This is a genomic window from Anabaena sp. AL09, from assembly GCF_001672255.1.
In the GTDB taxonomy this organism is placed as follows: Bacteria; Cyanobacteriota; Cyanobacteriia; order Cyanobacteriales; family Nostocaceae; genus Dolichospermum; species Dolichospermum lemmermannii.
In genome coordinates this window covers 1-23,457 of the sequence record NZ_LJOQ01000013.1, presented here as the reverse complement: position 1 = coordinate 23,457, position 23,457 = coordinate 1, and the positions used below count along the sequence as shown (strand labels likewise).

17 protein-coding genes are annotated in these 23,457 nt (G+C 38.5%); 8 read left to right on the top strand and 9 right to left on the bottom strand.

Features of this window, described 5'->3' with window-relative positions:
• The first annotated feature begins 208 nt into the window (after positions 1 to 208).
• The 4 genes from cbiD (at position 209) to gshB (ending at position 4,566) form a co-directional block, all read left to right on the top strand.
• The gene (gene cbiD, locus AN490_RS02440) at positions 209 to 1,324 is read left to right on the top strand and encodes a cobalt-precorrin-5B (C(1))-methyltransferase CbiD (RefSeq protein ID WP_299999630.1); all 1,116 of its coding nucleotides are present in this window, start codon (positions 209 to 211) and stop codon (positions 1,322 to 1,324) included.
• 162 nt (positions 1,325 to 1,486) lie between these two features.
• Positions 1,487 to 3,109, top strand: a complete 1,623-nt coding sequence (gene guaA / locus AN490_RS02435; RefSeq protein ID WP_299999628.1) for a glutamine-hydrolyzing GMP synthase — start codon at positions 1,487 to 1,489, stop codon at positions 3,107 to 3,109.
• Positions 3,110 to 3,215: 106 nt separating this feature from the next.
• On the top strand, positions 3,216 to 3,476 hold the full coding sequence (gene grxC / locus AN490_RS02430) for a glutaredoxin 3 (protein WP_213712109.1): 261 nt from the start codon (positions 3,216 to 3,218) through the stop codon (positions 3,474 to 3,476).
• A gap of 127 nt (positions 3,477 to 3,603) precedes the next feature.
• Entirely contained in the window at positions 3,604 to 4,566 is a 963-nt protein-coding gene (gshB, locus tag AN490_RS02425; RefSeq protein WP_299999625.1) for a glutathione synthase, read from the top strand.
• A gap of 443 nt (positions 4,567 to 5,009) precedes the next feature.
• Here the strand turns inward: gshB and ftsZ are convergent, their stop codons facing one another.
• The 3 genes from ftsZ to AN490_RS02410 all read right to left on the bottom strand — a co-directional run bounded on the left by ftsZ (position 5,010) and on the right by AN490_RS02410 (position 8,574).
• Positions 5,010 to 6,317 (bottom strand): cell division protein FtsZ, encoded by a 1,308-nt coding sequence (gene ftsZ, locus AN490_RS02420; protein ID WP_015081472.1) that lies wholly within the window; start codon positions 6,315 to 6,317, stop codon positions 5,010 to 5,012.
• 721 nt (positions 6,318 to 7,038) lie between these two features.
• Positions 7,039 to 7,980: an FtsQ-type POTRA domain-containing protein gene (locus tag AN490_RS02415; RefSeq protein ID WP_299999622.1), complete on the bottom strand. Its 942-nt coding sequence runs from the start codon at positions 7,978 to 7,980 to the stop codon at positions 7,039 to 7,041.
• Between the two features lie 231 nt (positions 7,981 to 8,211).
• Positions 8,212 to 8,574 carry a hypothetical protein gene (locus AN490_RS02410; protein ID WP_299999620.1) on the bottom strand — a complete coding sequence of 121 codons (363 nt, stop codon included), beginning with the start codon at positions 8,572 to 8,574 and terminating at the stop codon, positions 8,212 to 8,214.
• Between the two features lie 510 nt (positions 8,575 to 9,084).
• Between AN490_RS02410 and AN490_RS02405 the strand changes: the two genes are divergently transcribed.
• From AN490_RS02405 to AN490_RS02395, 3 genes are all read left to right on the top strand, one after another.
• Positions 9,085 to 9,915 carry a photosystem II manganese-stabilizing polypeptide gene (locus AN490_RS02405; protein WP_299999618.1) on the top strand — a complete coding sequence of 277 codons (831 nt, stop codon included), beginning with the start codon at positions 9,085 to 9,087 and terminating at the stop codon, positions 9,913 to 9,915.
• Positions 9,916 to 10,597: 682 nt separating this feature from the next.
• Complete coding sequence (locus AN490_RS02400; protein WP_299999616.1) at positions 10,598 to 11,389, top strand: RNA polymerase sigma factor SigF; 792 nt, start codon at positions 10,598 to 10,600, stop codon at positions 11,387 to 11,389.
• A gap of 195 nt (positions 11,390 to 11,584) precedes the next feature.
• Complete coding sequence (locus AN490_RS02395; RefSeq protein WP_366925008.1) at positions 11,585 to 11,953, top strand: helix-turn-helix domain-containing protein; 369 nt, start codon at positions 11,585 to 11,587, stop codon at positions 11,951 to 11,953.
• Between the two features lie 58 nt (positions 11,954 to 12,011).
• On the opposite strand, the gene AN490_RS02390 is transcribed toward AN490_RS02395, so the two are convergent.
• The 4 genes from AN490_RS02390 to AN490_RS02375 all read right to left on the bottom strand — a co-directional run bounded on the left by AN490_RS02390 (position 12,012) and on the right by AN490_RS02375 (position 16,873).
• Positions 12,012 to 14,048 carry a TolC family protein gene (locus AN490_RS02390; RefSeq protein ID WP_299999615.1) on the bottom strand — a complete coding sequence of 679 codons (2,037 nt, stop codon included), beginning with the start codon at positions 14,046 to 14,048 and terminating at the stop codon, positions 12,012 to 12,014.
• A 109-nt stretch (positions 14,049 to 14,157) separates the two neighbouring features.
• Positions 14,158 to 15,714 carry a circadian clock protein KaiC gene (kaiC, locus tag AN490_RS02385; protein ID WP_299999613.1) on the bottom strand — a complete coding sequence of 519 codons (1,557 nt, stop codon included), beginning with the start codon at positions 15,712 to 15,714 and terminating at the stop codon, positions 14,158 to 14,160.
• Positions 15,715 to 15,880: 166 nt separating this feature from the next.
• Positions 15,881 to 16,195 (bottom strand): circadian clock protein KaiB, encoded by a 315-nt coding sequence (gene kaiB / locus AN490_RS02380; protein ID WP_015081529.1) that lies wholly within the window; start codon positions 16,193 to 16,195, stop codon positions 15,881 to 15,883.
• A 99-nt stretch (positions 16,196 to 16,294) separates the two neighbouring features.
• Entirely contained in the window at positions 16,295 to 16,873 is a 579-nt protein-coding gene (locus AN490_RS02375) for a KaiA family protein (protein WP_168653010.1), read from the bottom strand.
• A gap of 627 nt (positions 16,874 to 17,500) precedes the next feature.
• On the opposite strand from AN490_RS02375, the gene AN490_RS02370 reads away from it, so the two are divergent.
• Positions 17,501 to 20,737, top strand: coding sequence for an ATP-binding protein (locus AN490_RS02370; protein WP_299999609.1), 3,237 nt, complete (start codon positions 17,501 to 17,503; stop codon positions 20,735 to 20,737).
• A 542-nt stretch (positions 20,738 to 21,279) separates the two neighbouring features.
• Here the strand turns inward: AN490_RS02370 and AN490_RS02365 are convergent.
• Both AN490_RS02365 and AN490_RS02360 read right to left on the bottom strand, forming a co-directional pair.
• Positions 21,280 to 23,109, bottom strand: a complete 1,830-nt coding sequence (locus AN490_RS02365; protein WP_299999608.1) for a glycosyltransferase family 39 protein — start codon at positions 23,107 to 23,109, stop codon at positions 21,280 to 21,282.
• Positions 23,110 to 23,119: 10 nt separating this feature from the next.
• On the bottom strand, positions 23,120 to 23,359 hold the full coding sequence (locus AN490_RS02360; protein WP_299999607.1) for a hypothetical protein: 240 nt from the start codon (positions 23,357 to 23,359) through the stop codon (positions 23,120 to 23,122).
• Positions 23,360 to 23,457 lie beyond the last annotated feature (98 nt).

Here is a 23,457-nt window from a genome sequence, read left to right as displayed (position 1 = left end):
TGAAGAGTGGGTAAGAGGGTGTTTGAAAAGTTATGGTTGATGTATCAAATATTTTTTACCCCACCCTAACCCTCCCCTTTTTATTGTTTCCCCCCTTTACAAGGGGGGACTAAGGGGGGTAGCAATGTGATGAAAATTACGGAATACCACTTTTCAAACATCCTCTAAGATTTTTTGAATTTTGAATTGTTAATTTTAAATTGTTAATATGTCGCGTTCTGGATACACTTTGCCCGTTTTTGCTTGTGCTGCTGCTGTTGCGGCTTTGCATTGGTTACGCTATCATCAACCCCTGACTGTGACTTCTGTAGACTTGATTACACCTGCTGAAATTGCCGAAATACCCATTGAACAAGTCGCAGGAATATCAGAAAATCAGGCTTTGGCTATGACTCGCAGTGATCCAGGTGATAACCTAGATTTAACAAAGAATACACCGATTTGGGCGATGGTGGCATGGTACGAGGGAGATGGAGAAGCGGTAATTATTCAGGGTGGAGAGGGGATTGGGAAGCAACTCAATGGTGAGGGGAAAGCCGCAATTTATGGTTATGCCCAAAAGTTATTCCAGGAAAATTTACAGCGATTATTAAAACCCACGGAAAAAATCAAGGTAACAATTATTTTACCAGAAGGGCGATCGCTTGCAGTCCGTACTTCTAATTCCGCGTTTGGAGTAGTGGAAGGACTGTCTTTATTAGGAACAACAGGGATTTCTCAACCTTTAAGTACACCAGATCAATTAACAGCTTTTCGTGCTGATTTAGCCGAAAAAGCCAGTCAATTTCCAACTTTGGTCTTTTGTATTGGGGAAAATGGCCTAGATTTAGCTCAAAAACTCGGTATCAACCCCGCACAAATGGTAAAAACTGCGAATTGGTTGGGACCCATGTTAGTCGCTGCTGATATCTTAGGTGTAAAAGAAATTTTATTATTTGGTTATCACGGTAAATTGATGAAACTAGCGGGGGGAATCTTTCACACTCATCATCATTTAGCTGATGGTCGCCGGGAAATTTTAACTGCCCATTCTGCTATGGTAGGACTAGGGTCTTCCGATATTCAAACCATTTTTCAGAGTCCTACAGCAGAAGCAGCATTAAAACATCTGAGAATTCTCGATAGTAATAGTGGTAGTAATTGGGTAAATCAGGTTTATAGCTCCATTGCAGAAAGCATTGATACCCGTACTCAAGAATATATGAATAGCCATAATGAACAAGGTAAAACCATGATAGCTTGTGGTTCTGTACTTTTTGACCGCGATCGCCAAATTCTCGTAAAAAGTAAAACTGGTTGGATATTACTGGAAAAATTGTGCTAAATTAATAGGAATTATCGTAAGTACCACAAATAAATATTTTTAACTATGATTTGTATAATTAATTTGTTTAGATGATTAATTAATCTGTTATCACCATTAATCACAAAAATCATAAAAATCACAGTCCAGACTTCTTATCCTTAACAACACACCCTCCATAGCATGAATACAGCGGTGACTCTACCAACCGAAAAAATACCTCAAACACCAGAAAATTTGGGTAAACTTAAAGGTCAAATAATTGTAATTTTAGACTTTGGCTCTCAATATTCTGAATTAATTGCGCGTCGTATCCGCGAAACTCAAGTATATTCAGAAGTTATTTCCTATCGCACCACAGCCGAACAGTTACGCGAAATCAACCCCAAAGGTATCATCCTTTCCGGTGGACCAAATTCCGTATATAGCGACTACGCTCCCCATTGTGACCCAGAAATTTGGAAATTGGGAATACCCGTTCTCGGTGTTTGCTATGGTATGCAACTCATGGTTAATCAACTGGGTGGGGAAGTTATCAAAGCCGAACGGGGTGAATATGGTAAAGCATCTCTATACATAGATAACCCCACAGACTTATTAACTAATGTCGAAGAGGGTGCAACCATGTGGATGAGTCATGGAGATTCAGTCACAAATATGCCTCCTGGCTTTGAGTTACTGGCACATACTGATAATACTCCTTGTGCAGCGATCGCTCACCATGACAAAAAACTCTATGGTGTGCAATTTCACCCCGAAGTCGTCCATTCTCAGGGTGGTATAGCCTTAATTCGCAACTTTGTTTACCATATCTGTGACTGTGAACCAACTTGGACAACAGCCGCTTTTGTTGAAGAATCAATTCGGGAAATTCGCGCCAAGGTAGGAGACAAACGGGTATTATTAGCATTGTCTGGCGGTGTAGATTCTTCAACTCTAGCTTTTCTTCTGTATAAAGCCATTGGTGAGCAGCTAACCTGTGTATTTATTGATCAGGGTTTTATGCGAAAACTAGAACCCGAAAGATTAGTAAAGTTATTTAAAGAACAATTTCATATTCCTGTAGAATATGTTAATGCCCGGGAACGATTTATCTCAGCTATTGCTGGAGTAACTGATCCCGAAGAAAAGCGTCGCCGCATTGGACATGAATTTATCAGTGTTTTTGAGGAGACATCAAGGGATCTTGGGCATTTTGACTACTTAGCTCAAGGGACACTTTATCCAGACGTGATTGAATCTGCTGATACCAACGTTGATCCAAAAAGTGGTGAACGGGTAGCAGTGAAAATTAAAAGTCATCACAATGTGGGTGGTTTACCAAAAGACTTGAGATTTAAACTGGTAGAACCACTGCGAAAACTATTTAAAGATGAAGTTCGCAAAGTTGGGCGTTCCATTGGTTTACCAGCAGAAATTGTCCAACGTCAACCTTTTCCCGGACCTGGTTTAGCAATTCGTATTTTAGGTGAAGTCACCTCCGAACGCTTGAATATTTTGCGAGACGCTGATTTAATTGTTCGTCAAGAAATTAACCAACGTGGTTTATATAATGAGGTTTGGCAAGCTTTTGCGGTTCTGTTACCAGTTCGCAGCGTTGGGGTGATGGGTGATAAACGCACCTATGCCTATCCTATTGTTTTAAGAATTGTCACTAGCGAAGATGGCATGACCGCAGACTGGGCGCGAATTCCTTACGATATATTAGAAGCAATTTCTACCCGCATTGTCAATGAAGTAAAAGGTGTAAACCGTGTGGTTTATGATATTACCTCCAAGCCACCTGGAACTATTGAGTGGGAATAGGTAATTGGTAATTGGTAATTGGTAATTGGTAATTTAAAAAACTATTACCCATTACCACTAAACTTGAGTTTAAAATTAAGAAGTATTGCATTTCTTTGAAAATATTATGGCTGCAAAAGTAGAAATTTACATTTGGACTACTTGTCCGTTTTGTGTTCGTGCTAAAAGTCTACTGAAAAGTAAAAGTATTGATTTTATCGAATATAATCTTGATGGAGACGAAATAGCCAGAGATAAAATGTCCCAAAGAGCTAATGGAAAACGCTCCGTACCACAAATTTTTATTAATGATATTCACATTGGTGGTTGTGATGATATCCATACTTTAGACCGTCAAGGTAAATTAGATCAGATGCTAGTTTCTTAAAATATTGTGGATCAGATCCCCGACTTCTTTGCTAAATTTTGCTCGAAGATGACTAAGTTTATTTCAGAAGTCGGGGATCTTTAAGATTCTTTAATATTAAAATTCGTAGATGAAAGAGGTATAAAGGATGAAACTAGCTTTTATTATTGATCCTATCCATCGGCTTGATCCATGTCATGATACCAGTGTTGCTTTGATGGAAGCAGCGCAAATTCTGGGACATGAAATTTGGATAACTCAGGCAAATTTGCTGAGTGTTATTGATGGTAAAGCCTGGGCTTCCTTGCAGCAGGTAGAACTCGTTCCTGTGGAGTTACTAGAACGACGTTGGTTAGCAGTTAATCCTTGGTTTAAATTAAGTCCTAGCGCCTTTACTGCTTTAGAAACAATGGATGCCGTATTTATGCGGACAGATCCACCTGTTAATGATGCTTATCTCTATGCTACCTATATTCTCGATTATGTTGACCAAAATAAAACTTTGGTAATAAATGATCCGGCTGGGATTCGTAGCGCTAATGAGAAAATGTATGCTCTTCAGTTTAGCGAATGTATTCCCGAAACAATTGTCAGCGCTGACAAGCAAGTTATTCGCCAATTTGTCGCAGCTAAAGAAGCAACAATTCTCAAACCCTTGGGGAATAAAGCTGGGGAAGGCATTTTATTCTTACAATCAGGCGATCGCAATTTTAACTCCATTGTCGAACTTAGCACGCTCCAAGGTCAAGTTCCAGTTATGGTACAAAATTATTTACCCCAAGCCAAGGAGGGAGATAAACGGATTATCTTACTCAATGGTGAACCCATAGGTGCGCTAAATCGTCTTTCTAGTAGTAGTGATTTTCGTAATAATATGGCCACTGGTGGAACAGTGGCTCAAACCACTATTACCCCAAGAGAACAAGAAATTTGTAGCCATTTAGCCGCAAAACTCCGGCAAGATGGCTTAATTTTTGTTGGTATTGACGTAATTGGTGGCTACCTAACAGAAGTTAATGTCACAAGTCCCACAGGTATCCGGGAAATTGACCGTCTCGACGGGACTCACATAGCTCATCAGGTTATTCAATGGGTAGAAGCGAGTAAATAGGCAGGGAGCAGGGAAGAAATTTATTTACTTCCTCCTCCTGATAACTGATAATTTGTATACAGCACCTAGCCTCAACTGAGACTGTGAATTTAATGTGACATACTCTACACACTCACCTGAAAGGGAGTATGGGTTTCTCAGCGACTCTTCTTTGAAGACGTTGACTGAGCTTTAAAGCCCTATGCCCTAGGGTCTTTTGGAGATAGATTTTTGAACTTTTTTAATAGGCTGCTTTTCAGCATTTAATTGAGTTACACCTATTGATTAGAATTATATCAGATACTTGGAGAGAAACCAAGAAAGTGTTCATTCCTCATCGACTAACATTGCTGATTTCGCTAGTTAGTCAAAAAAGTCACTCGCGCCTATTCATCTCATCACTTCCCTATCGGTTAGATGAGAGGCTTCTACTATTTAAGCTAAAATCTCATATTCACAATCAATTAATTTCTTGGTGGTGTCCGTCGTCTTTGCAGAAAATCGGGAATATCCAAAGAGGGTTTTTCTTTTGGTGGTTCTACAGATGGAGTGGGGTTATTAACAGGTTGTTGTAGTGGTGTAGGTCTTCTAGTGGTAGTAGTAGTGGTGGGAATAGGAGTGACAACTCTAGGAGTAACAGTAGTTTGTGCAGATGGAGGTTGGATATCACCTGTAAATCCAGTCGCAATCACAGTAATTCTGACTTCTCCTTGGAGTCTGTCATCAATTACCGCTCCAAAAATAATATTGGCATTAGGATCAACCACTTCATAGATTGTTTCCGCCGCAGCATTAACTTCATGCAGGGTTAGATCACTACCACCAGTAATATTAAATACAACTCCTCTAGCTCCTTCAATAGAACATTCCAATAAAGGTGAAGAAATGGCGGCAATTGCGGCTTCTCTGGCTCTAGATTTACCCGAACTCACACCAATTCCCATCAAAGCTGATCCTGCATCTGCCATCACAGCCCGCACATCAGCAAAGTCAACGTTGACCAATCCAGGAATAGTAATAATATCAGAAATTCCTTGTACACCTTGACGCAACACATCATCAGCATAGCGAAAAGCTTCTTGCACAGGAGTTTGCTCAGGAATGACTTCCAACAGCTTATTATTGGGAATAATAATTAAGGTATCCACCCGACTTTTCAAGCCTTCAATTCCTTGTTCCGCTTGGCTAGTGCGTCTGCGTCCCTCAAAAATAAATGGTCGAGTCACTACACCAACGGTGAGAGCGCCCATTTCCTTGGCTATTTCTGCCACAATTGGGGCGGCACCTGTACCTGTACCACCACCCATACCAGCGGTAATAAATACTAGATCCGCACCTTCTAAAGCTGTGGCAATTTCATCACGAGATTCTTCCGCCGCTTTTTGACCAATAGCAGGATTTCCCCCTGCACCCAAGCCTCTAGTTAGTTTCTGCCCAATTTGCAAGCGACTAGGAGCGCCCGCTAAAGTCAGAGCTTGAGCATCAGTATTAATTGACCAAAACTCAACACCGGATACATCAGACTCAATCATGCGGTTGACAGCATTACCACCACCACCACCCACACCAATTACTTTGATGTTGGCAACACGGCCTGGCACAATTTCACCAATACCGCTATTTTCGAGAGAAATTCTCTTGCCATCTTTACCTTGAGCAAAGTTCATTCCAGAATTATTAAAGGGATTGCTTGAGTTAACTGCCAGAGAAAACCCTGGTTGTCCGGGATTTTGAGAGTTATAAATCAGCCCTTGGTTATTATCAAGTGTCATTGGATTTGTGAAAAGGTAGATAAACGACTTTTTGCGGTGTGATTCACCTAAGAGTCAAATAATTGCCAAAATAAATTTTGGCACGCTATTTTATTTTTTTACTATTCCCTAGCCTACATGATGGCAGGTGAGATGTGGCAATTTGTCCATGAGAGAGGTATAAAACCTCAGTTGCAGAATCAGATATCCAGCCTGGTGCCTTCTAACTCTTTCTCCTTTGGGATTGTTGATTAGCTGTACAGTTTATGATACTAGCTGCTCATGTTGCTGACTCCCCCCTATTCTTTTTAAGAATAGTTCTAAAAACTATAGACATTTATTTATCGCATTTTCTTTGTCAGCAGCAGATCACTTCAACAATAGCGTTAACTAAACTCCTGGGCAGATCCCACTATAACAACCCTATCTTTGGGCAAAAAGCTGTGATGACTGGTTGATATAAAATATTCAACTGGTTATTAACTGTTTGATAGAGCTTAAGCTTAGTCCTAGTAATAAGTTTTAATAACCTCCTGAATTTTTTTAGAATATTTTTTAGTTATTAATTTTACAACCCTTAGCATGATCTTTTAACTAACGGTTAAAAAATTCTATATCTATATGTATAATATATACCTAATTTACAAAAATATAAAATTAGCAACTCAAGTTACTAATTTAAAAGATTTGCCTATTCAGCTAGACAAAGGCCGAAGGGAGTAGAAAGAAAAAATGTTGAACTTCAACGGATTGGTGTTTTGTGCAGTGGCTCTGATTTCTTAATAACTAAGCCTGGATTTTTTTGATTCATTTGTACTAATGGAACGGCGGGATTTTTAATATCAATGTAATCTATATTACTAGGATTAACTTCATTCGGTAAACGGCGCATTTGTACAAGTGCTTGAATTTGCTCAGGTAATCTATTGCTAAGGCTGCCTAAATGCACAATTCCTAATTCAGTTTTCAAAATTAAATTTGTAGGATCTTGAAAATTAATTTCTGTCACCTTTAGAGAACTGTGACTGATAGCTTCATAAAGTTGAGTCCAGAATGGCTTGTATTGTGCGATCGCACCAATTACTATGAGTCGAGGTAACTTTGCTTTGGGGTTAATGGAGATATACCTTGATAAAGGCATCCACACGCCACTAGCATCCAGTAAACCTAGTTCATTTTGTTGATTAGCCATACCGCTATTTTGCAAACAAGACTTAACCTCAGAAGGCTTACCCGTGAATGAAGGAGTCAGAACACAACTGGTTATCCTTTGATTTTTGGTTATTTGGGCGATCGCTACTGGTACTCGTTCCTGGATTTCAATAATTAAACCAGGAGGTAATAACCGCCGTCTAACCGTAGCTTGGGCAATGTTCGGTTGTTTTCTTAAAGAATCAGCAATTAGGGAAGGTTCAATCCGCCATAAAGACTGGGGAGATGACAACCCTAACAATGAATAAATATCCTTTTGGGTCAAAACTTGACCACCAGATTTGATCACTATTTGCCCCGAATCCTTTAACACCCACATTGGTTGAATTGCTACCCAGAACAAAACCGAGGCCAATCCAGTGACAGCCAGCGTCCGCCAAATAGCCTGAAGAATTTTGAGTTGTCGCTGCCGACGTAATTTTTGGCGGCGTTGAGCTAAATTTGTCCGAGAAACTGATAATATCCCAGCCATTGTTTTCCTCTTGTAAATATCAGTCCAATTTATTCTGGATATTAAATTCGCTTATCTAGCAATTAAATTTAGCTAACATCATGGGTATTATGGAGAAAATTAGCTTTTAACAATAGTACCCAACGCATTGTAAATTCGGTAAAACTTTCCCACCTCATAAATTTACTGTTGATGGTGATGCTTTCACCATCAAATCCAAAAATATTTAATTTGTTAATTTTAAATATTGAACTATTCTGACGAGTTATCAATTTTGAAAACATCATGAGTATAGCTGGTAAGAGCATCCTCATCAGTAACTTCCTCAGACAAATTTACCAATAACGCCTGTACTCGCATTCGGGCAATATAAGGCCAACCCCCCTCAGACTCAATATCTCTGAGCAGCGAGTATAATCTTTGGCGATTATCAGGCAAATTTTCTTGAAACACTCCATCTCGAATTTCTTTGTGCAACTTTTCTAAATGACGTAACAAAGCCAGTAGAGAAATTATATCTCCACCGCAAGTTTGAGCTACATCTTTAACCGCACCAGAAATCGCTTGTAGCTGGCAGGACAAATCCCCAGATGTCCAATTTTGATCATGGTTCATGGAACGTTTTACTCCATAAAACTAATACGATACTGGAAAAGTCCCTAAATTGATCAATAACAGAGTCAGATATCTTCAGATATAACGGTATGCACTGGAATGAGGAAGAAAAATTAGGTCAAAAGCCACCAGATAGCACTCAAGTTTCAATCCTGGCTCCTTCTTTCTAATTCCTGGCTTCTGCTATGTAACTTTTTAACTATTCTCAGGTAACAAGAATCCTTGATGGTAAGGTAGAGAAGGCTTTTCCCTGATTTGTGCTGGATGACAGCAGAATTTAACCACTAGAGTGCTTTGATTTTGAGTTAAAAAAAATCGTATGATCTGGCTAATTTCCCTATCCAAACACTTTTGATGTATGTACTGACAACACATACATCATCCAGAATGGATGCGGTTCGCTGCTTAGTCTATGGTTTGAATTCCAGGCTCAGAAACGCAATGCGTTTAAGTGCGTTCAGTAAAGCAGTTTGACAACTTAGATATTAATTTTTGAGATTGAGGTTAACCATGAGGTATCGCGCTTTAATTGTTGCTTTCTTTGCTCTATGCTTAGGGCTAATCACAGCTTGTAGTGATGCACCTTCTGCCAGCGTCAGTGATGTCCTCACCTACGAACAAATTCGCGGCACAGGGTTGGCTAACAAATGCCCCCAACTGACAGAAACTAGTCGTGGTTCAATTACTGTTGATCCTAATGTGACATACAGCATCAAAGAACTTTGTTTAGAACCAACCAGTTTCTTTGTCAAAGAAGAACCTGCTAACAAACGTCAAAAAGCAGAATTTGTATCTGGTAAAGTTATGACCAGATATACTTCTACCATTGACCAAGTACAAGGTCAGCTAACTAGCAATCCAGATCATAGCTTGACTTTTACGGAAGAAGATGGTCTTGATTTTCAAGCTATCACCGTTAAACTTCCTGGTGGTGAATTAGTACCTTTCTTGTTTACCATCAAAAGCTTGGTTGCACAAACACAACCTAATTTAACTAGCATTAACACATCCACTGACTTTGAAGGAACTTTTAAAGTCCCTTCCTATCGTGGTGCAGCTTTCTTAGATCCTAAAGGTCGTGGTGTTGTTAGTGGCTATGACAATGCTGTAGCTTTACCAGCCGGATCTGATAATGAAGATCTAACTCGTACTAATGTCAAGCGGGCAGAAATCCTCAAAGGTAAAATTTCCTTGCAAGTAGCCAAAGTAGATAGCGCTTCTGGTGAAATAGCTGGGACTTTTGAAAGTGAACAACCTTCTGATACCGATTTAGGTGCAGGTGAACCTAAAGAAGTGAAGATTCGTGGTTTATTCTACGGTCGAATTGAGCCTCGCGCCTAAATATTGATACAACCTCATGGGAGTTTAAATCCATAAGTATTTTGGTAATTTAGTAATCTAATATACCTCCATGAGTTTGGGAATGAACAAAAATTCAGCAGTCACGAAAATTTATTTGTGGCAATGCCTTAACCAAGATGCACTCTGCTGGTAATCTGCATCTTGGTTTTTTTTGGAAAACTAGGGTTGTTTAATTTCCACGTAAATTTACTGATTTAAAATTTTATTTTTTTTTGCTGAAAAGTTGGAGATGAATTTAATTATTTAATTACGTAATATTACTCATTCAATCCAGAGAAGACAGCAGATAAACAAAAATAATCGCAGCCCAAAGCTTGATCCTCATCAACTATTGCCAATTCTCAAGACCTATAAGTAAATCTCATGGTTAATTAGTTAAATTAGGCGCAATCCCGGTTTAATATTAGATTGCTAATTGTATATTTTAAGTTTATGACAGTTGTTTAATAAATTAGGAAGTATACTCAACTAATTTGAGTAAAAAAATATCAGGACAATCTTGCCATTGCTAATTGTATTGTGCAAAGCATTTACGGCGATTTTGTCTGGACAAGATTTTTCTGTGATGTAGAACTTGTCACCATTCAGCCAAGAGCAGAAATAGTGGCTATTTTCAAAAGCGATTATATACCAAATATACTTGTTTAAGAACCAAAGTGTTATGCCTAATAAAACTACTGACGAAACATCTACTAACAAACTGAAACATGAAAATTCACAGTTGTTGCGAGAGTATCAGCGATCCCGTTCGGAAATAGTTCGCAATCAACTGGTAAAACTCAATCTTGGACTAGCCAGAAAGGAAGCCCATTATTGGATTAATCAGTGTAATGAGAGCTATGAGGATCTTCTCCAGGTAGCCTGTATGGGCTTAATTAGAGCAATTGAGAAATTTGAACTTTCTAAGGGAAATGCTTTTAGTTCCTATGCGATGCCTTATATTCGTGGTGAAATTCAACATTATCTGCGAGATAAAGGTGTAACTGTGAGAATACCCAGACGGTGGTTAGCACTCCAACAACAAGCTGTTGGGCTTTCCCGTTCTCTGTGCGAGCAATATAATCGCCCACCGACTGATAGCGAATTAGCGGCTGCATTGGCAATTTCTCTGAGTGAATGGCAGGAAATTAAATTAGCATGGATTAACCGCGCTCCGTTGAGTTTGGATGTACCTATCCAAGATGGAGAAGAAGGCTCTACTTGTTTGGGTGAGTTAGTTCCAGATAGCAAATATCGCAGTTTTCAATTAGCCCAAGAAGACAAAATTAGGTTACAACAAGCCCTGATTCAGTTAGAACAGCGGACTCGTGACGTTGTTGAGTTTGTATTTTTGTATGATTTAACCCAAAAACAAGTAGCAGTACATTTAGGCATTAGTGTTGTCACAGTTTCTCGCCAAGTTAAAAAAGGCTTAGATATGTTGAAAAAGATTATGGGTGTAGCGGAAGATTAGTGGTTTATATGGGCTAGGACTTACGCACTGTACAAATTCACCATCATGTGCATGAACGAAAATCCGTCGTTTCAGGCTTTTGGCGATTAACTTCCGATCAATAGCGGCTATCGCTCAAAAATCATCAAAAAATCATGTTAAAATACCCGAAACCCATACCCCATATTTGGTTGATCCTGTCAATGCGTAAGTCCTATAAACATTGATGTTAATGGACAGGGATGGACGGACGAGGAAGCTGCTACCGCCTTTAGTTGCCACCGAAACACAGTCGCAAATCTTAGAGAGCGATTGGTAAAAGAAGGTATAGATTCAGCATTAAACCGCAAGCCCAGTAAAATGCCGCCTCGTCAACCGATTATTCATGGAGAGGTGGAAGCAAAACTAATCGCCTTGCGTTGTGGAGAACCGCCTGCTGGTCAGGCTCGTTGGACATTGCGGTTACTGGCAGACATTGCGGTTGAGTTAGAAATTGTGCCAGCAATTAGTCACGAAACCTTGCGCCAAGTGCTAAAAAAAACGAACTCAAACGTATCCGTCTCAAGCGTCTTTATCCACAAATAGAAAATTGACAGACCACTAGGAACTGGGAAGAAAAATATTCTCCCCCGCTCCCTTCCTGTTACTTGACTCCTGACTCCTGACTCTTGACTCCTGAGTTATCTAATTGATTTAAACCCCTGGATGTAACATATCTTTGTAGTTCTGTTAAAGCTCGGTTGTAATCCAAAATTGCTTTGACGCGATTACCTTCAGAACGGGTGAGGTCATTTAATGCGTTAATTACATCAGTTTGAGTCCCGACACCGGCTTGGAATCTCAACCGCGCTAACCGCAAAGACTCTTTAGCTTGTTCTAAAGCCACATTAGAAGTTTGTACATTTTCCAAATTTGATGCTTGGGTAGAATATGCTTGTTCTACTTGAAAGCGGATTTGGTTGCGCTGTTCAGAAAACTGAGTTTCGGCGATCGCAATATTGGTCTTAGATTGGGCTGCTCTAGCTTTTGCTGCTCCCCCATCATATAAATTGAGGGTCGCTTGCACTCCCACAGAATAACCATCGCTGACGCTTGTGCCATCATCAAACTGATCTAACAAGTTATATCTGCCCACTAAGCTCACCTGGGGACCCAAAGATGCTAATGCCTGTTTTCTTTGAGCTTCACTAATATTACGCTGTGCTAAGTTCTGTTGTAGTTCAGAACGGTTTTGATAGGCTAAAATGATACTTTGCTCTAGTGGCTGTTGCCATAAACCCGCTAGTTTAACAGGATCACCTGCACTAATACTCACTGACTGAGGCAAATTCAACAGTGGTGCTAACTTGCGGCGGGCAATTTGTTGTTGAGAAAAGGCAGTAGTTAAGTCCTGTTGGGAGTTAGCTAAATTTACCTGCGATCGCAACACATCGAAACGAGTTCCCACACCAGCCCGTTCTAAAGCCACTGCATCTTTCAAACTAGCTTGAGCATTGTTTACGGCTGACTGGGAAATTCTCACATTTTCATCAGCTTGTTGCAGATCATAATATGCCTTGGCCACATTCAGACCAATTTCTTCAGATTGCCTTTCCACATCCAATTCTTGCACCCTTATCCGTTCTTCAGCCTCTTTAATCGCTGCATTACGTCTACCAGAGGTGTAAAGATCATATCTTATCTGTGCTGTACCGCTAAATGCCGTATTGGAGGGAGGATCGCCCACTAAAGGATTTGTTTTCCTAGCTTGGTCAAACTGTAGCGTAGATCCCACACTGCGACTATTAGTAACATCACCACTCAAATCTACACTGGGTAGGAAAGCGGCTTGCGCTTCGCGGAGAACTGATTTACTCCGTTGCAGTTGTAATACAGACACTTGTAAATCATTATTATTCCGTTTAGCCAGTTCCAGCGCCTGTGACAAACTAATTGTCTGAGTTCCTTGAACCTTCACTTCCTCTGCTTGGGTCGGATATAGCAGCGGATTAGGACTAGGATTCAAATCATTAGAAACATTAGGAAAATCTACGGGCTGACTTGTAGGTTGTACATTCTCCACGGTCGGAGGTGTAGGCTTTACATTCTCCGCCGGAGGTGTACTGGTTTCTGAAGTAGTAGGAACAGTTGTTTGTGCTATCCAAGTATCAGTATTTTGAGGTAAGCAGGTGTTAGAAGTAAAAAGTAAAGCCGCTTGACTCTTTGGCTGAGACTGTGGACAATTACCAGATTTTAGTAACTTTGCTACCTCTACATCACCTTGCTGATCAGAGTTACTTAAATTACTTGATTGTGGATTACTAACAGCCAGAAAATTATTATTTGATAAATCAGAAAAACCGACAAATCTACTGTGATCTTGTTTAGAAATTTTTTCTCCGTCAATGCTGAGATAATTGTCAGCAACAACTACAGGTAGACCGTGGTTGCCGATAGGCTGGATACTACCTTGACTGAGATAATTAACAGGTAATAATCCTGGGTTACTTTTAACGTTACTTTTGGGCTGTAGGCTATTGTCTGTTAATGAATTCCCACTATTAGTAGAAATTAACACACTAGGAGAAGACGTTAGCTGTAACTGACTTACTTGAATAACATTAGCCCAAGCGGGCTGAGTTGTTAATACTGCTGCTGTCACACCAGGTAAGAAACAATGGAATAATTGCTGTCCTTTCACCGCATCCCCTCACACAAAAAATATTAATTTAGCGGCAGAATACTTGTCTTCACCACAAAATATAGCACGATCTAGAGATTTAAGCAGAAATATCGGACTATACCCTGTGTTAAACATCCGAACTCGGGTTGTCTTCAAAACGTTTGACAATCCGAGAAAGTTCTGCTTTTTCGTTTATAGTAACGCGGTTAGGCGCACCACTAATAATTCGCTCATAGTTACGGAATGAATCTTTAATATCAGGACCATCTGCCGTAATATTATATTCACGAATTCCCTTATCGTGCCATGAGCCGCGCATTTTAAATACGTTAATTGCCCGTGACATTTCTCCCCGAATTTCTACATATTGTAACATCAAAATTGTGTCTGTAATCGTAGAAATGTGGGAGTCAGTAATGGAATTAGAACCCAGAAATTGATCTGTAGTATTGGTAAAGAAACCAGTAATTTCTTCTTGTTTAGCATAACCTGTCACCCCAATTACAAATTGACGAAAAGCATTATTACTAACGCCTCTAGCCATTGCGGAAAGTGAATCAATGGCAATGCGAGCAGGTTTGAAATGGGAGATTTCTGATTTAATAATTTGTAAGTGATCTTCTAAACCAGTGGATTCAGGATAGGTACAAATGATTTTCAGTAATCCTTGATGTTCTAATTCTTCAAAATCAATTCCCCAGGAAGAAGCATTCCGGGAAAGTTGGGCGCGAGATTCTTCATAAGCAAATAATATGGCTCGTTCACCATTAATACAGCCATCTTGAATAAACTTACTCACTAATAAAGTTTTCCCAGTTCCTGTAGCTCCTGTGGCTAAAATAATCGAATCTTTAAAGAAACCACCACCACACATTTCATCAAGAATTTTCACTCCAGAAGATACGCGCACATTAGAAGATCGTTGTGTTAAACGCATTGCTCCCAAGGGGAATATATTGACTCCTTCATTGGTAATTGTGAAGGGATATTCGCCTTTCATGTGAGTTGTTCCCCGTAACTTGAGGATTTCAATAGTTCGGCGGCGACGTTCTCCTTCTAAGACGTTACGAGCAATTATTACATTATCAGAAACAAATTCTTCAACTCCAAAAGATGCTACTGGTCCATATTCTTCACCCCGTTCAGTGGTAATGATGGTGGTGACATTCAATAGTTTCAGCCGTGCTACTAACCGAAAAATTTCTCGCCGGACTACTCCTATCGCTTCATATTGTTGAAATATGGCGGTCATGGAATCAATGGAAACCCGTTTAGCTTTATATTTACGAATGGCATATTGTAAACGTTCAATCAGGGCTGATAAATCAAAATTACCTACGATATCTTGACCTTCAGGATCAGGAGATGCGTCGAGAATAAATAATTTACCTTCATCAATTAAACCTTGTAAATTCCAATCAAAAATATGGGCATTTTTAATAATGTCACTGGGTGATTCTTCAAATGTGACAAATACTCCTGGTTCGTCGAAGTAAGTGATGCCATTATAAAGAAATTGCAGTGATAATAAAGTTTTGCCAGTTCCTGAAGTTCCACTAATTAAAGTAGTTCTACCAACAGGTAAACCGCCATGACTAATATCGTCAAAGCCCTCGATCATCGTGCGAATTTTTTCGACACCAATAGGTATTTTTTTGGGTTCAGGTTGCTCTTTTTTATTCATGGTTTGTCTAATATGGATATTCACCCCAGGTTTTTAAAATCAAGAAAGTTTTTAATTATTTTTAATAACTAAATAAATATACCAAATTGCAGGTAAAAATAATTCCCGAATTTTCATCAAAGAATGGCTAACACCACGGCTTTACTCTTGCCTCCTGCATTTTGTGTTATTCTTTCCCATATTCTTCACTCAATTCTTCATACAGCAGATCCAACCCAATTAATACTCTTTCTCTATCTGTTAAATCACCAATAATTTTTCGCACAGGTGGGGGCAGAATTTTTGATAGTGTTGGTGTGGCGAGTATTTTATCCTCTTCGGCCAACTGGGGGTTTTTCAGGACATCAATTACTTTTAAAGCATAAACTCCTTTAAATTCTTCTTCTAAGATATTTTTGAGGGTTTTTAAAGCCCGCATTGAATTAGGGGTATTTCCTGCTACATATAGCTTGAGAACATAGGTCTTTTTAGCTTCATTCATACAATATAAACTCCTAAAAACATAGAGGTGAAAGACCAAAAGCCGTATTCTTTACATACACAATCAAGCATTAATTCATCATGAATGCAAATGCAAATTCTACTTTGGAATATTCAACGGAATTTTAGCAACAGAACAGCGATAAATTTCACAAAGATGTGCCAAAATATCTATTAAGGTTAAACGGTAATCGAGCAATGTTTCATCACTTCTGCCTTCCATCCTTAATTGCTTAGAAAATTCATCAATGACTTCCATATGCATTTCTATAATTTGTGGTATGGGAATACCTGTATAAAATAGGGTATTAACAAATTTATCAAGTTTTTCTGGTAGTGTTTTGTCACTGATAAAATAATTGATAATTATTTGACGGTAATCTGATTTAAGTGATTTTAAAATTTCCTGTTTTTCGATAGCAGCCATGTCCTGAAAATTTTGTGTCTTTTTTTCCTGGCTAACTGCAAAGAAATAATTATCTTTTTGATCTGGGTTTTGTGGCTGACAATGGGGCAAATAGTGTATTTGACAAAGTATAGGTTGCCAGTAACATTGAGTGATTAATTTCTCAAGGAAGTTCCATATTTGAGCAATTAAACTTTTGTGCCTCTCTTCTACAAATGGTCTATCGAGAATTTGTTTTATATTTGTTTGTAAAAGCAATATAGGTAATAACATCTACTATTTATAGATCATGAATTTTTGAAAGTGCAATACACTGTCACGCAATCAATTATACATAGCGGGGCTAAGTAGTATAACTGATAAATTCTTTGATGGCTCATTGCATTGAGAGAGAGTCATGGCTAATGGATAATGTGTATGAGGATATCCGACGACAGATAGATGACATTATTTCACTTATTGATAAGATACTTAAACGAACTTAAAGAATTGTCGCATTTTAAATCATTATAATTCCTCAAGGTTCTAAAGCGAATCTTTAGAGCCATAATTATTGTTGTAGTTGTCACCCTAGAAAATGATGATTTCCAATACCAGTAGCTTTTCTGGTAAATATGGTTACTTGCTCTGGATAGAAACTCACATATTGGATCACAAGGGTAAAAATTATTAGTGATTGACTTCGAGACAATGTATGTCCATGACGGAGTGTGACCACAAGCTATAGCTAAATAGCTAGTTTGAAGAGGTCTGTCAATTGTCACCAGAATCGCTGATAGCGTCGCCCATTTTCAATATTCCTGGAGGATATTGCTTCAGGCTTGAAAACTATCTAAACCAAGTGCTGATGGTAATGCTGAAGTTGATCACAAGCAGAAAGACCACCGAGGACTTATTTTAATGCTACAGTACCCACTTGATGAATTTATAGTAACTGTACCAATGTGCTGGGAAACGAATACTCTGGCAGCAGTGCTGGATATTTTTGTCGAAGAACAGTGCGATCGCTTGGTAATAGTTAATTCCCAACAATGCCCAATTGGTGTATTGTATTCTGCTCGATTACTGCCACAATTCTTAGCCGCAGATGCTGATAACCACATCTTGAATTTGCATTTGCAACAACCACTCTCACAGGTGGATAAATCCCTCATAGCACCAATACAGACCATACCAGCCGCAGCAAATCTGGAAAAATTTAGTTTATTTCTCAAAGATCAAGAAGCACAACAAAAAAGTAACTTAGATTGGGCGCTAGTTGATTCAGATGGTAAATATTTAGGAATCCTAAATACTTTAAGCCTATTAATATTGTTAGCTCAGAAGAAAATTTCCATTAGTTTAACCAAAGCAGAAGAAAGTCACAAATATGTGACAAACACCAAAACTTCTCCACACCAAAAAAACATCAAAGATACAGCCAATAAATGCCAGCCAAAAATACACAAGTCTATAGTCCACTTATTAGCTAGATTGCCCTGGCCAATGATGTTACAAACTAGTCAAGGCGAAGTAGTTATGCAAAACCTCCCTTGGTGGCAACAACTAGGAACATCAAAAGATCCTGAAGGCATTAGAAAACAGGTAGAGACTATACTTACTCCAAAATATATTTATACCAATCCTCAAGAAAATCAGAAAACCGATACTTTCACGACGCACAAACACAGTATCTCACCGACAGTTTTTTCTCCTGACTCACCATCAGCTTTCCCTTTTTTGCAAGAACTATCTCTGCCGATAAATGACGGTTCTAACCACTGTGTTTTCGATAAGAAATTGGGTATTTGTACTTGTGTGGTGGAAATTAAAACTGGTCAGGAACGAGTTTGGGAATTTGCAAAAATTCCTTTAGATAGTAACGAGTTAAAAGTTTGGGTTTCGGAGTCAGAATTACCAAAAAATTCAGAAGAACTATGGTTAATATTAGCCACAGATGTAACTGAACAACAACAACTTTGCAAAGAGTTGGCAGCAAAAAATACCGATTTGATTCAACTCAATCGCTTAAAAGATGAATTTTTAGCTTGCATTAGTCATGAATTAAAAACACCGTTAACAGCAGTTTTAGGACTATCTCGCCTTCTGGTAGATCAACAGTTGGGACAATTAAATGAGCGTCAAGCTCGTTATGCTGGATTAATTCATCAAAGTGGTAGACATTTGATGAGTGTGGTGAATGATATTTTAGATTTAACGCGAATGGAAACGGGACAGATGGAACTTACCCTCACCCCGGTACAAATTCAAGTAGTATGTGAACGGGCTTTCTCAGACGTTAAAAACATTTATCATCAAACTCACAAAACTAAACAATCATCCCCAGCAGAAAATCAAAATTCATCTAATTCTAATCACCAATTTAGCCTAGTAATTGAACCAGGTTTAGAAGAAATGGTCGCAGATGAATTACGCTTGCGACAGATGTTAGTACATTTACTTTCTAATGCCTTTAAATTCACGGAAATATCTGGGGAAATTGGTTTATGGGTTAGCCGTTGGGAAGGCTGGATTGCCTTTACTATTTGGGATACAGGGATTGGAATTCCTGAACAACAACAACATTTAATCTTTCAAAAATTCCAGCAATTAGAAAACCCACTCACTCGTCAGTTTGAAGGAACGGGTTTAGGATTAGTATTAACTAGAGCTTTGGCTCGTTTACATGGTGGAGATGTCAGTTTCTTATCTCGTGAGGGGAAAGGGAGTCAGTTTACTTTGCTTTTACCTCCAAGTCCACCAAAAGCCAGTTTTAATGAGTCTGAAGACATAGCGACCAAGAGGGAAATAGGCAATATCATCAATTCTTCTCCTCAAAACCTCAATAGTTCTTCCCAAAGACTGGTGTTAGTAGTGGAAGCAGTAGCTCAATATATTGAAGAATTAACTGAACAACTTAAAGGTTTAGGTTATCGTGTTGTTATTGCTAGATCAGGAACAGAGGCACTAGAAAAAGCTCGACGTTTGCAACCAAAGGCAATATTTTTAAATCCTTTACTACCTTTACTTTCTGGTTGGGACGTAATGACTTTACTAAAATCTGATGTTTTAACTCGTCATATTCATGTTATTGTCACAGCCACAGCGGCCGAAAAGGAACAAGCATTTAATAAACAGGCTGATAGTTTTTTGAGTTTACCAATTAAGCATCAAGCGTTGGCATCATTGTTAGAAAAAATATCAACAACAACTGAATTTAAGAATTCAGTGATGGAAAATCATCAGATCAATTCTCAAAATATTCCTTTGCGAATTCTCAGGTTAGTAAATCCGGAAATAGAGGCTATTAATCTCTACCCTTCTCTGCGAGAACATCGAGTTATTGAAGTAGATGATTTAGATCAAGCAGATTTATTAGCGCGAGTTTGGCAGTTTGATGTAATTTTACTAGATATGGAAATTTCTACTGCTCGCACTTATTTAGAACAATTAACAAAACATCAAAGATTGGCAACTTTACCATTGGTAACTTGTGATGTTGCGACTACTTTAGCTGCTTCCCAAATACCAGGATTGTCTGTATTTCCTTGTTTAAGTCCCTTAACACAGAAAAATAATCATCAAAATTATCAACAAGATGCTTTATCATCTGTATTACAAATTGCTGCTGGTATTTGTTGTCCAATAAATATTTTAGTTGTAGATATAAGTATGCTGAGTGATTTATCCACGGTAAAACGCAAACCACTTAAAGATTATCAGTCAGTCAAAAGTTCTTTTGTTAATTTTGAAGATGAGCAAATTAATCGAGGATATGAGTGGTTTCAAGCTTTAATTCAATACTTACAAACTGCTGGTTTTAGAGCTTCTATTGCCGGTTGTTGGTCGGAAGTTGTCCAACAAGTCAGTCATCAAAGTGTTGATTTACTTTTGATTTGCTTGAACGAGACGGCAATGAATAAGGAAGTACAAAAAGCTATTGAATCATTAGGGAATTTACCATTTAATTTGCCGCCAATTTTGGTACTTGACCAGAAATTCAATGAACCCAATTATGAAAATGTAACAAAATCTCGGAAACAACGATATACATCTTCTGTAGAAACTGCGGTTCGGGGAATTGCTACCCAGATATTACCCCGTTCGATTTCAATGGAGGAACTATTAATTCAGATTAATCAATCTTTAGCAAATTAGACTATGATTTATTTGATTTATTTGATTCATTTGATTCATTTGATTATGATGATGAAAATAATCCTCACAATGACCAATCATCACATAAATGACATAAATCACATCAATCAAAAAAATCATAGTTTAAGATGATTATGATGATGAAAATAATCCTCACAATGACCAATCATCACATAAATCACATAAATCACATCAATCAAAAAAATCATAGTTTAAGATGATTGTGATGATGGAAATAATCCTCACAACAATCAATCATCACATAAATCACATCAATCAAAAGAATCATAGTTTAAGATGATTATGATGATGGAAATAATCCTCACAACAATCAATCATCACATAAATCACATCAATCAAAAGAATCATAGTTTAAGATGATTGTGATGATGAAAATAATCCTCACAATGACCAATCATCACATAAATCACATCAATCAAAAAAATCATAGTTTAAGATGATTATGATGATTTTATGTAATAATCACTTCAATCACAACAATCAATCATCACATAAATCACATCAATCAAAAAAATCATAGTTTAAGACAAGTTATCTCGTTTAGCTGTTTTCAAAGGAATGCGAATGAGATGATAAGCGCCTTTGGTGGCTAAGTTTTTGTAAGTATCAGGTGGTAAATCCATTTCCTGAAATTTTCCCTGTTCAACTAAGATTAACAATGATGGTGGTCTGTTTTCTTGTGATGATTGCTTTTGAATATATTCAAGAGCTTGTTGAGAAAATTTAATGTAATTAACGTTTTTGTGCGTGTAGAAAGTCACGGTAGGTTTTTTGAACCCAACCATAATTAATTCTTCATTGGGTTGTTTTGATTCAACAACTAAGGCTGATAATTCTCTCAGAGGTAGTTGACGCTGTTGGTCCATAATCAAAACAGCAGGCATTAAGGAAATAGCAATAAAGGCTATAAATCCTAATAAATTAATTGTAATTATCTGTTGATAACGGTGACTTAATATTAAGATAGCCGAAGTAACTGTAGATAGTAACCAAATTATTCCCGCAAATTTGAGGATTCCTGATTTCTCCATTTGTACGTATAATTCAGGAGCAGCAGGATCAGGCCCAGCAATTTGGGTAAGATTAAAGAGGGCAATGGAAATAACTGTTAGAAAAGCTAAGTTTACCCAAGCACTGATGCGTAAAAATTTGGGAGGAGTCGGAGTTTGTGAATTGGGGAAAAGATCACTCCAAAATAATGCCACAAGAATAGCTGCTGCTGGCATTAAGGGTAATACATAACTGGGTAATTTGGTAACAGAAATTGTGAAAAATCCAAATACACCCAAAAACCATAAACAGACAAATAAACCTAATTGTTGAGAGCGTTCTTGCTTTAACCACTGCGATCGCTGCAAAAGATTTATTCTAACTAGAGCCGCAGGGATGTACACTGAATATGGTGCAAAGCCCAACAAAACGACTAAAAAGTAAAAATACCAAGGGGCTGAATGGCCATTAACAACTTCGGTAAAACGGTCTATATTGTGATAGATAAAAAAGGCATTAATAAAATTCCAGCCGTTGCGCCAAGTTACCAAAACATACCAAGGAAGTGAGATAACTAAAACTATCCCCATTCCCAAAATCGGCTGCATTTCTCGCCATAGTTCCCAAAATTTCCCCACATACAAGGCAAAAGCAATCATAATTAGTCCTGGTAAGACAATGCCTACAGGACCTTTAGTTAATATTGCCCCAGCAATTAAGACATAACTTGCTAAATACCATTTATTGGGAAGTCGCCAATTAGCAGTGACGATTGGGGAATTATTCTGAGCATATCCCAGGAAAAAACATAATAAAGTTGAACCTATACAGCCGTTGAGTAACATATCAGAAACCCCGGCTCTGCCCCAAACAATCATTTCTGCGTTGAGTGCCATTAAAGCAGCGGCAATGGCGGCTGTAAAGTAACGTCTAGGCAAATTAGTAACTTGTTCTAATTCATCTTTTTTGGCAAAGTACCACTGCACAGTGTAAAATGCCAAAGCAATTACGCCCATTGCTGCCAATGCTGAAGGGATACGCACAGCCCATTCATTTACTCCCATAATAGAGTAAGCGATCGCTTGACACCAATAAATTAAAGCAGGTTTATCAAAGCGAGTTTCACCATTAAAAAACGGCGTAATCCAATCACCAGTTACCAGCATTTGTCGGGAAGCTTCCGCAAACAGCGGCTCAGTCTCATCAATTAAGCCCACATTACCCAAATTCCAGCCAAAAGCTATCCAACCAATTACCAATAACCACAGGGACGAAACAGCCACAGCTAGCACTGGACGCTGTTCTAAATTATTCAACCACTTATCCACCACTTGCCAAGAAACACTCAATTTTATACTCATGAATTCATACTTAAAGACACTGAAATCGCGTCCTGCCAATACACAATAGTTTACAATTCAAAAAAACTCCTGAACTCCTTCCTTCTTCCTTCTTCCTTCTTCCTTCTTCCTTCTTCCTTCTTCCTTCTTCCTTCTTCCTTCTTCCTCCTGAACTCCTGACTCCTGAACTCCTGAACTCCTGAACTCCTGAACTCCTGACTCCTGAACTCCTGACTCCTGACTCCTGAACTCCTGACTTCTCCAATATCACCTATTTTTTGACACTCCCCGGTCTAAAGACGCGGGGATTCTTTAATCAAAGACATGACTTGCTCAGACAGGATCTCTCCAGCCTGAGTAGAGGACTCA

Excerpts from the sequence above, each read along its gene's own strand:
- cbiD (WP_299999630.1), top strand. The coding sequence starts at position 209 with ATGTCGCGTTCTGGATACACTTTGCCCGTTTTTGCTTGTGCTGCTGCT.
- guaA (WP_299999628.1), top strand. The coding sequence starts at position 1,487 with ATGAATACAGCGGTGACTCTACCAACCGAAAAAATACCTCAAACACCA.
- grxC (WP_213712109.1), top strand. The coding sequence starts at position 3,216 with ATGGCTGCAAAAGTAGAAATTTACATTTGGACTACTTGTCCGTTTTGT.
- gshB (WP_299999625.1), top strand. The coding sequence starts at position 3,604 with ATGAAACTAGCTTTTATTATTGATCCTATCCATCGGCTTGATCCATGT.
- ftsZ (WP_015081472.1), bottom strand. The coding sequence starts at position 6,317 with ATGACACTTGATAATAACCAAGGGCTGATTTATAACTCTCAAAATCCC.
- AN490_RS02415 (WP_299999622.1), bottom strand. The coding sequence starts at position 7,980 with ATGGCTGGGATATTATCAGTTTCTCGGACAAATTTAGCTCAACGCCGC.
- AN490_RS02410 (WP_299999620.1), bottom strand. The coding sequence starts at position 8,574 with ATGAACCATGATCAAAATTGGACATCTGGGGATTTGTCCTGCCAGCTA.
- AN490_RS02405 (WP_299999618.1), top strand. The coding sequence starts at position 9,085 with ATGAGGTATCGCGCTTTAATTGTTGCTTTCTTTGCTCTATGCTTAGGG.
- AN490_RS02400 (WP_299999616.1), top strand. The coding sequence starts at position 10,598 with ATGCCTAATAAAACTACTGACGAAACATCTACTAACAAACTGAAACAT.
- kaiC (WP_299999613.1), bottom strand. The coding sequence starts at position 15,714 with ATGAATAAAAAAGAGCAACCTGAACCCAAAAAAATACCTATTGGTGTC.
- kaiB (WP_015081529.1), bottom strand. The coding sequence starts at position 16,195 with ATGAATGAAGCTAAAAAGACCTATGTTCTCAAGCTATATGTAGCAGGA.
- AN490_RS02375 (WP_168653010.1), bottom strand. The coding sequence starts at position 16,873 with ATGTTATTACCTATATTGCTTTTACAAACAAATATAAAACAAATTCTC.
- AN490_RS02370 (WP_299999609.1), top strand. The coding sequence starts at position 17,501 with ATGCTACAGTACCCACTTGATGAATTTATAGTAACTGTACCAATGTGC.
- AN490_RS02365 (WP_299999608.1), bottom strand. The coding sequence starts at position 23,109 with ATGAGTATAAAATTGAGTGTTTCTTGGCAAGTGGTGGATAAGTGGTTG.